Source organism: Saliniramus sp. (genome assembly GCF_035311605.1).
GTDB lineage: Bacteria > Pseudomonadota > Alphaproteobacteria > Rhizobiales > Beijerinckiaceae > Saliniramus.
Genome location: NZ_DATGCW010000092.1, coordinates 1 through 9,470 on the forward strand (window position 1 = coordinate 1; position 9,470 = coordinate 9,470).

The following is a 9,470-nucleotide window of genomic DNA, read 5'->3' on the forward strand; positions in this document are numbered from 1 at the left end:
GTGGAAAACCTCTCCGGCGGTGAGCGCCGCCGCGTGGCCATGTGTCGGCTGCTGCTTGAACAGCCTGATCTGTTGCTCCTCGACGAGCCGACCAACCATCTCGACGCCGAGACGGTCTCATGGCTTGAAGGACATCTGCGCACCTATCCCGGCGCGATCCTGATCGTCACCCACGATCGCTACTTCCTCGACAATGTCACCGGCTGGATACTCGAGCTCGATCGCGGGCGTGGCATCCCCTACGAGGGCAACTATACCTCCTGGCTGGAGCAGAAGCAGAAGCGCCTGTCGCAGGAATCGCGCGAGGACGAGGCACGCCAGCGCACCATCGAGCGCGAGCGCGAATGGGTCTCCGCTTCGCAGAAGGCCCGCCAGACAAAGTCGAAGGCGCGTATCCAGCGCTACGAGGAACTGGTGCAGAAGGCGCAGGACAAGGGTCCGACTACCGCGCAGATCATCATCCCGATCGCCGAGCGGCTGGGCGCCAACGTGATCGAATTCGAGGATCTGAAGAAGGGCTACGAGGACAAGCTGCTCATCGACGGCCTCTCCTTCAAGTTGCCGCCGGGCGGCATTGTTGGTGTGATCGGCCCCAATGGCGCCGGCAAGACCACGCTTTTCCGGATGATCACCGGCCAGGAAACCCCGGACGCGGGCACGATCACCATCGGCGATACGGTGCAACTCGGCTATGTCGACCAGTCACGCGATGCGCTCGACGCCAATAAAACCGTCTGGGAGGAAGTCTCGGGCGGCAACGAGATCATCTATCTCGGCAAGCGCGAGATGAATTCCCGCGCTTACTGCTCAGCCTTCAATTTCAAGGGCGGCGACCAGCAGAAGAAGGTCGGCATGCTCTCGGGCGGTGAGCGCAACCGCGTCCATCTCGCGCGCATCCTCAAGAGCGGCGCCAACGTGCTGCTGCTCGACGAACCGACCAATGATCTCGATGTCGATACCCTGCGCGCCCTCGAGGATGCGCTTGAGGATTACGCCGGCTGCGCCGTAATCATCAGCCACGATCGCTGGTTCCTCGACCGCATCGCCACCCATATCCTCGCCTTCGAGGGCGACAGCCATGTGGAATGGTTCGAGGGCAATTTCGCCGATTACGAAGAAGACAAGAAGCGCCGGCTGGGCACGGATTCGACCATCCCCAAGCGCATCAAGTACAAGAAATTCACCCGCTGAGCGGATGATCGGCCTGAAATGCGAAACGGGCGCCCATGTGGCGCCCGTTCCTGTTCTGTGGATCGCTTATTGGAGAGCCCGGCCATCTCAGTCGAACAGCGCGTCGATATCGCCCTGATCGACGTGACCGTCATCCTGGTCGAGCTTGGGCCCGTTGAGAAGGCTCTTCTCGTCATCGAGTGCCGGCAGGCCGTCGGTGTGCGTATCGGCGATTTCCTTGAAGGCTTCGAGCCCGCCCCAGACGCCGATCATCTTGTCGAGGCGCTCCTCGACGAATTTCAGCACGTTGACGATCTTCGAGATGCGCTGACCCGTCAGATCCTGGAAATTGCAGGCCTCGTACATGCTGATCACGCGGTCGAGGATCGCGCCGACATGGTCGTTGTTGCCGCTATCCATGCCGGACGCGCGCAGCATGTTGGCCTCAGCCTCGATATCTTCCAGCCCGGACAGGATCGAGCTCGTGGCCGTCTCCGTGGCGCCGACGACGGCGTCGAGCTCGCCGGCGACGCGGCGCATGCCCTTGCCCTCCTCCTCGGAGCGGTAAAGCGAGGCGATCTCCCGCTTGGTCTGGGTGATGGCGAGTTTCATCGCGTCAAGTTCGCCGCGCAGCTCGTAGACCTCGGCGATCTCGCGGCGATAGGCTTCGACCACATCGGCGGAATTGCCCAGGACCGGGTCCATGTAGCGCTTGATCTGCTCGAGCGCAGTCATGATCTGCTCGAAGCGGGGATCATTCGCCGAAGTCTCACCGACAGCGGGTGCTGCGGATGCGACCGGCGTCACGGGTATCTCGATCGGCTGGAAGAAGCGCGGATCGTGGCCGAGGGTTTCTTCGATGCGATAGCGTTTATGGGCAAGTGACATGGCGCGCCGTCGATCCCTTTCTGGAAGTGTCCCAATATCCATGACGGCAATTCATTAGAATAACGTGAACGCGCACGCCGCCGCCGCACCAACAAGCGCTGCGACCGTTCAGAGTTGATTCACCGTACTTCCCCATTTCCGATTCACCAATATCAGTAAAACTGTCTCCTTGTCATGTTTTCACGCCGCATCTCTGTCTGGGCTAAAGAATTCCTCAAAACGGATCTGCGATTACAGCCCGTATCAACGACGGGCCGCATCAGAACGACCCGCGCGTGACCAGCCACGCTCGCGGCGCAAGCCGACGAGACCAATCGATCCGAGGCGTCCGACACCAAGAGGTCAATTGCATGAAACTGACAGGCTTTACGGCTCTGACCGCCTTCGCGGCGGCCTGCCTCATCGTTCCCGCGAGCGGGATCGGTGACGGTGGTGAAGCATCGGCGCAAAGCCGCGCCGCCTATAATCAGCCTCCGGGAGCGCATCAGCAGCAGGCCCGCCAGCCCAATCTCGGCGGCGGCTTCCTCGAATTGCTGATCACCGGACGTGACCCCACACCGCGCACGCATGCCGCACCGCCGCCCCAGCAAGCGCAACGTCGTCAGGCGGCTCCGCAACAAACGCGCGCGCATGCGCCGCGACAAGCGCAGGCACCCGCCCGCACTGCGCCGCAGACGCGCAACAATGCCCAGACCGCCGCCCCGCAGCGTCCGCAGCGGGCCCGCCAGGCGCCGCGTTCGTTACCGGCGAATGACGCCATGCCCGCACGGATCATTTCCGCCCGTACACCACCGACGGTGCGCTATCAGAATGCAACCGCCCGCAGCGGCGCCCTGCCATCGACAGCGCGCGCAAGCAACAGCCGGGTCGCGTCATTGCAAGCGAGCGCGCCCGCACCGCGCGCAAATCCCCGCAACACACCCGTTGCCGAGCGTTTCCGGCGCACGACGGTCGATTATACCGGCCCCTATGGACCCGGTACGATCGTGGTCGATACGTCGAGCCGCTTCCTCTACTTCATCCAGCCGGGCGGCAAGGCAATCCGGTACGGCGTCGGTGTGGGTCGCCAGGGCTTCTCATGGCGCGGCACCGAGACTGTCACCCGCAAGGCGGAATGGCCGGACTGGCGCCCGCCGGAATCCATGCGTCGCCGGCAGCCGGAACTGCCGCGCTTCATGGCCGGCGGCCCGGACAATCCCCTCGGCGCCCGGGCGCTCTATCTTGGCAACACGCTCTACCGCATTCACGGGACCAATGAGCCGCACACGATTGGTCAGGCCATGTCCTCCGGTTGTATCCGGATGATGAACGAGGACGTGAAGGATCTCTACGAGCGCGTCCGCGTAGGCTCCCGTGTCGTAGTAATGTAAGCCGAACTAGACAATCATAGGTAGAAAGACTGATCTGAAAACCGGCCAGAGGGCCGGTTTTCAAATTTTTCGCCTGATTTCATGATCCTGATTACCATTTATGAAGGTATTTTAAGAAAACTGCTCCCATGCATAGTCGATGAGGCGGCTTGCAATTTGGAAAACATGCTACGGTCGGGATCAATCGTAACGCCGACCGTTCTGCGTCGAGAGAGCCATATTCAGGAGCTGCTCATGCGGTATTTCGAGATGACCAAGGGGATCGCAAAGCTGACGCTCCAAGCGCGGATTACATTGACGATCGGACTTGTTGCACTGCTTTCCAGTGCGGGAGTTGGCTATTACGCCTATACGAGCGCCCATGGCGCGCTGGTCGAGGCTACGCGCGACCGCCTCGCGCTGATCGCCGATTCGCGCAGTGAAGCCCTCCAGGATGACCTCGACGCGACGGCGCGGGACCTCCTCACCCTGTCCGAGAACGCCACGGTGCGCATCGTGCTGGAAGACCTGCGCTCCTCGTTTCGCCTCAACGACAGGCAAAAGCAGGAATTCACGACCTTCTTCACCACGCCGGAGACGATGGAAGAGCGCATCGCGCTGACCGGCGAGGGCGACAAGTCGATGTATGCCTGGCGCCATACCGACGTCCACGCCTCCTTCCGGGCCATCATGCAGGAACGCGGTTACGCCGATATCATGGTGCTGACCGAGGAAGGCGAGATCATCTACACTGTCGCGAAATACAGCGACTTCGCCCGCGATATCGACGATGCGATCATGGCCGATACCGGTGCCGCCGCCGCTTTCGAAGCCGCGATCGAGGCGCCGCAGGGCGAAGTCGCCCTCGTCGATTTCACTGCATACGAACCCGCCGGGAGCGTCGCCTCGGCTTTCATTGCCACGCCGGTCTTTTCGCATGGTCTTGAGGGCATGCCCGCCGATGGCGTCATCATCTACCGCCTGGAGGCCGACCTGATCGATGCGCGCATCGCGTCCCGCGACGGCCTTGGCGATACGGGTGAAAGCTACCTTGTCGGCACCGACGGGCTGCTGCGCTCGAACCGCCCGCTGCTGGACGGCGACAGCACCCTGACCGCCCTGGACCGCCCTGCCGTCGAGCAGGCCGCAACGGGAACCTTCAGCTTTACCGACGAGAATGGTGCAATGCGCTTCGCCGAAAAGCGCGCAATCTCGTGGCTTGGCCAGGATTTCTATCTGGTCACGGATCAGACGACGGCAGAAGCGCTGGCCGATGTCGTCGCCACGGCGCGCGGTATCATTATCGCGACACTCTCCATTCTGGCTGGCGCACTGGTTCTCGCCGTGCTGACGGGGCGCTCCATCGTGCGCCCGATCAAGGCGCTGACCGGCACCCTCCACCGTCTGGCGGAGGATTCCAATGTCACCCATATCGCGGGCGAGGAGCGTGGCGACGAGATCGGCGACATCGCCCGCGCCGTCGGCGGCATCCGCAACCGCGTCCAGGCCGATGCGCAGCAGCGGGCATGCGAAGCCGAAGAGGCAGCGGATGCGCAGAACACGGCGCGGTCGGAAGCGATGCAGGCGCTCGCGAGCGATCTCGAAGCGGCGATCGGCGAAGCCGTCGGCGCGCTCGGTGGTCAGGCGGATGCGCTGACACGGGCGGCACGCGGCATGGCGGATCAGTCCGACCGGGCCCGTTCCGGCTCCGACCGGGTTGCCGAAGGTGCACAGACCGCCAGCCATTCCGTGGCCGACGTGGCGAGCTCGACTGAGCAATTGTCGAACTCCATCATGGAGATCTCGCAGCTGATTACACGCTCGGCGCAGGTCACCCAGGAAACTGATCGCTTCGCTGCCGATACGGGCACCGTCGTCGCCTCCCTGAGCGAATGCGCCTCGCGCATCGGCGAGATCGTCGGGCTGATCGAGAGTATCGCCAACCAGACCAACCTGCTGGCTCTCAACGCAACCATCGAAGCCGCACGTGCGGGTGAAGCCGGCAAGGGCTTTGCGGTCGTCGCGGCGGAGGTGAAAGGCCTCGCCACGCAGACCGCTCAGGCTACCGAGGAGATCGGCCGGCAGATCGCCGAGATGCGCGCGGCCACCGATCAGGCCGTTGGCGCCGTCGGAGAGATTCAGGGGAAGGTCGGCGAGATTTCCTCGGCCATGACATCCGTCTCTGCTGCCGTCGAGGAACAGACCGCAGCCACCCAGACCATCGCAGCGAGCGCCGATACAGCGCGGGCCGGCGCTTCTCATGTCAGCGAGGATATCGCCGATGTCCGCAGCATGATCACCTCGGCCGACGAGGCCGCGGACGAGGTCGTCCAGACCGCCGCCTCGCTGCAGGAGCAGGCCGATCTGGTCAATTCGCGGGTGCGCAGTTTCCTGGAACAGATCCGGGCGGCTTGAGCCTGTCAGCCGTGCAACAAAACTTCATGTCGGCACAGACATGTGTCGACATGAAGTTTGATTATATAATTTTGATTGCGATTTGCGTGTAAATTAGGGATAATACATTATATTATTGAGGAGTAGATTTTATGTTACGCATTGAAAGCAACACCTCGTCGCCCTTCTCTCCTGGCGAGACCGCCGAGCCGCCTCCGTTCGCTTTGGACGACAATACCGGGGCAATTGAGACGAAGGGCCTCGGCACGCAAACGCCACTCATTGCCCAGCGCCCGGTTGATCCAGCCGAATTCGCTCCAAACGGCTTCGGCGACGATTCACTGGGGCCGATCGAGTTCATCCGTCGATTGAGCGAACAAAGCAAGTCCAAGCTTGATGAAGCTTTTCGTGTTGACGGGTTCCGGATCACGGAAGGGCTTCCCGAGGAAGCCTTCCAGCTTGCCGACCTGAACGTGACTTTCCCGAATGCCTCGGAGAATGGGACTTCCGGTCTGCACGACGCATCAGGCACATCATATGCCTGGATCGCCGCAGACCAGTCAGGGGTCGCACAACAAATGGGAGTTCCGGAGCAAACCGCCGTTGAGGTCGTTGCTGCTCAGGAAGCAATGCACAGCATTGTCCGCGCCCATCCGGAGCTCAGGGGGAAATTTACAACTTCACAGAGTGAACTCATGGGCGAAGTGGCGAGCCTTGCTATAGCCCCTGAATACGACATCATTACCCTTCGTAATGCACTCATGGGATATCCGACACCGGGCGGCGATGTAATAAATCCTGAATATTCTCTCATTTCCGAGAATGTAATATCCGCAGTCGAAATGCTATTCGGCAGGTTCAACATCGATATGTCCGGCGGCAGTTTTCTGAATGATTACGTTTTATGGAATGTGCAGCAACCTGGAAGTTCCTTCGGAGCGAACTCGGTGACACACGGCAATCTTCGCGCCTACGTCGAAGCCCGCCTCGGTATAGACCCCGATGCCTTTATGAGCGCTTTTCCCGGGGCGATTTTCGATAGTTTCCAGGATAGCGTTCACGATCTTCTGCGCCAGAAACTCGCAATGCCGGATCTGTGATGCACACGATATCGGCCAATCGCCGCGGCAGGGTCCGATTGACCTCGCTGCGGCGATTGCACAAGGTGGCGCCCGTTCAGCGCCGGTCGCGGAGGCCGGCGGTCGATTCGGGAGTGCAATATGACCGCCACCTGGCCCGTCCACGCCGAGATCACCGGCCCGATCGTGCTGATCGGCTTCGGTTCGATCGGCAAGGGAATCCTGCCCCTGATCGAGCGGCACTTCGCCTTCGACAAGGAGCGCTTCACGGTGATCGACCCGGTCGATGCCGACCGCGCCATGCTCGACGATCGCGGCATCCGTTTCCTGCATCAGGCCATCACGAAGGACAATTACGCGCAGATACTGGAGCCTCTGCTGACCGAGGGGGGCGGACAGGGCTTTTGTGTCAATCTTTCCGTCGACACTGCCTCGCGCGACCTGATGGAGCTCTGCCGGGCGCTTGGTGCGCTGTATATCGACACCGTCAACGAGCCCTGGCCCGGCCTCTACCGCGACGCCTCCGCCGATCCGGCAGATCGCACCAATTACGCCCTGCGCGAGCGCACGATGGAGGCGCGGCGGCTGTCGCCGGGTGGCACCACGGCGGTTTCCTGCTGCGGGGCCAATCCGGGCATGGTCTCCTGGTTCGTCAAGCAGGCGCTGGTCAACATTGCCCATGATATCGGGCTCGCTTTCGAGGCGCCGACCAGCCGCGAGGGCTGGGCCCGGCTGATGCGCGATGTCGGCGTCAAGGGCATCCACATCGCCGAGCGCGACACGCAGCGCGCGCGCGATCCCAAGCCGTTCGACACCTTCGTCAATACCTGGTCGGTGGAGGGCTTCATCGTCGAGGGCTTGCAGCCAGCGGAGCTCGGCTGGGGCACGCATGAGCGCTGGCGCCCCGACAATGCCCATGACCATGTGAGCGGCTGCAAGGCCTCGATCTACCTGCTCCAGCCCGGCGCCGATACGCGCGTGCGCTCCTGGACGCCGACGGGCCAAGCGCAGTTCGGCTATCTCGTCACCCATAACGAGTCGATCTCGATCGCGGATTACTTCACCCTGCACGAGGGCGATACACCCGCCTACCGTCCGACCTGTCACTATGCCTACCATCCCTGCAACGATGCGGTGCTGTCCCTGCACGAGATGTTCGGCAATGGCGGCAATCAGCAATCGCGCTTTCACATTCTCGACGAGCACGAGATCGTTGACGGCATCGACGAGCTCGGCGTGCTGCTCTACGGCCACGGCAGAAATGCCTATTGGTACGGCTCGCAACTCTCGATCGAGGAGACGCGCCGAATCGCGCCCTACCAGAACGCCACCGGGCTGCAGGTGACTTCCGCCGTGATCGCCGGCATGGTCTGGGCGCTGGAAAACCCGCAGGCCGGAATCGTCGAGGCGGACGAAATGGATTACAGGCGCTGCCTCGAGATCCAGCGCCCTTATCTCGGGCCGGTGATCGGCACCTACACGGACTGGACGCCACTCGACAGCCATACCGGGCTCTATCCGGAGGATATCGATCACGACGATCCCTGGCAGTTCCGCAACATTCTCGTGCGCTGAGAGAGACGACATGACGGATTTCGAAGGCGTTCACACGGGCGCGCTGCTCGGCTCGCTGGGCATCAGCAATGCCGATGCCGTGCTCGATCTGCGCGAGGCGGATGCCGCGCAGGCGGATTCATCCGTGAAGGACCTGATCGAGCGCAGCCTGTTCATGCCGCGCCGCGCCGTGGCGATCCGCCTGTCGCCACCGCCGGAAGGGGGCGGCGAGACGCTGTTTCTGCCCGTTGGCCGGCAATTGCTGGCGGCACGCAGGCGTGGCTGGATTGCCCGGATGAGCCCCCTCCCCGCTCATGACGGGCTCGGCTATTTCGTGGTCTTTCCGGGTCGCGATCCGGGCGCGGCAGAAAGTAATGATTAACCACGATCAGCAAGAACACCCGGCAACACCGGCCAAGAGCGGCAATAGGGGCGCGACTCCCGCATCGGTTTAAGAATCGCGCAAGAAAACCCGTGTTGTCTGATCTCGTCTCCAGGATGGAGGCGTCAGACAACGGGAGAACTCCATGTCATCCATCACACTTTCCGCCGGCGTCCGCTCCAATCTGCTCTCGCTGCAGGGCACCGCCAATCTGCTCGAGCAGACCCAGAACCGTCTTGCGACTGGCAAGAAGGTCAACGGCCCGCTCGACGACGCTGCTGCGTTCTTCACCGCCCAGGGACTCAACTCTCGCGCGAACGACCTTTCCTCGATCACGCAGGGCATGCAGAACGGCATGAAGACCATCGATGCCGCGTCGAAGGGTATCGATTCCATCAGCACGACGATGGAAACGATGATCGGCCAGGTGCGCCAGGCGCTGCAGGATCCGGGCAATGCAACCTCGCGCTCGACCGGCTTCACAATCGCTGAAGAAGATTTCACAAGTGCCAGCATAATCGTCGGCTCGGGTGCCGATGCGGTGACGGCGAACCTCGATACGTCCAGCCTGGATTTTGCCACCCAGACCGGAACGGATGCTGCGGCTCGCGCCAACGCCGTTGCTGAAGTCATAAACGGTAACAGCGACTTGGC

The 9,470-nt window shown here is 62.1% G+C and carries 7 protein-coding genes and 1 pseudogene; 7 read left to right on the forward strand and 1 reads right to left on the reverse strand.

Going from position 1 to position 9,470, the window contains the following annotated elements; all coding sequences use genetic code 11:
• Positions 1-1,191 (forward strand): energy-dependent translational throttle protein EttA (gene ettA / locus VKP01_RS04355; RefSeq protein ID WP_324410627.1); only part of this gene is annotated, 1,191 nt, incomplete at its 5' end.
• A gap of 87 nt (positions 1,192-1,278) precedes the next feature.
• Here the strand turns inward: ettA and VKP01_RS04360 are convergent.
• Positions 1,279-2,058: a protein phosphatase CheZ gene (locus VKP01_RS04360; RefSeq protein WP_324410629.1), complete on the reverse strand. Its 780-nt coding sequence runs from the start codon at positions 2,056-2,058 to the stop codon at positions 1,279-1,281.
• A 350-nt stretch (positions 2,059-2,408) separates the two neighbouring features.
• Here VKP01_RS04360 and VKP01_RS04365 point away from each other — a divergent pair, with 350 nt between their 5' ends.
• From VKP01_RS04365 to VKP01_RS04390, 6 genes and pseudogenes are all read left to right on the forward strand, one after another.
• Complete coding sequence (locus tag VKP01_RS04365; protein WP_324410631.1) at positions 2,409-3,428, forward strand: L,D-transpeptidase family protein; 1,020 nt, start codon at positions 2,409-2,411, stop codon at positions 3,426-3,428.
• Between the two features lie 234 nt (positions 3,429-3,662).
• Positions 3,663-5,822, forward strand: a complete 2,160-nt coding sequence (locus tag VKP01_RS04370; RefSeq protein WP_324410633.1) for a methyl-accepting chemotaxis protein — start codon at positions 3,663-3,665, stop codon at positions 5,820-5,822.
• A 131-nt stretch (positions 5,823-5,953) separates the two neighbouring features.
• Entirely contained in the window at positions 5,954-6,901 is a 948-nt protein-coding gene (locus VKP01_RS04375; RefSeq protein WP_324410635.1) for a hypothetical protein, read from the forward strand.
• Positions 6,902-7,021: 120 nt separating this feature from the next.
• The gene (locus tag VKP01_RS04380; RefSeq protein WP_324410637.1) at positions 7,022-8,455 is read left to right on the forward strand and encodes a homospermidine synthase; all 1,434 of its coding nucleotides are present in this window, start codon (positions 7,022-7,024) and stop codon (positions 8,453-8,455) included.
• A 10-nt stretch (positions 8,456-8,465) separates the two neighbouring features.
• Complete coding sequence (locus VKP01_RS04385) at positions 8,466-8,816, forward strand: hypothetical protein (protein WP_324410639.1); 351 nt, start codon at positions 8,466-8,468, stop codon at positions 8,814-8,816.
• A 145-nt stretch (positions 8,817-8,961) separates the two neighbouring features.
• Positions 8,962-9,470, forward strand: a pseudogene (locus VKP01_RS04390) (hypothetical protein); the annotation flags it as partial.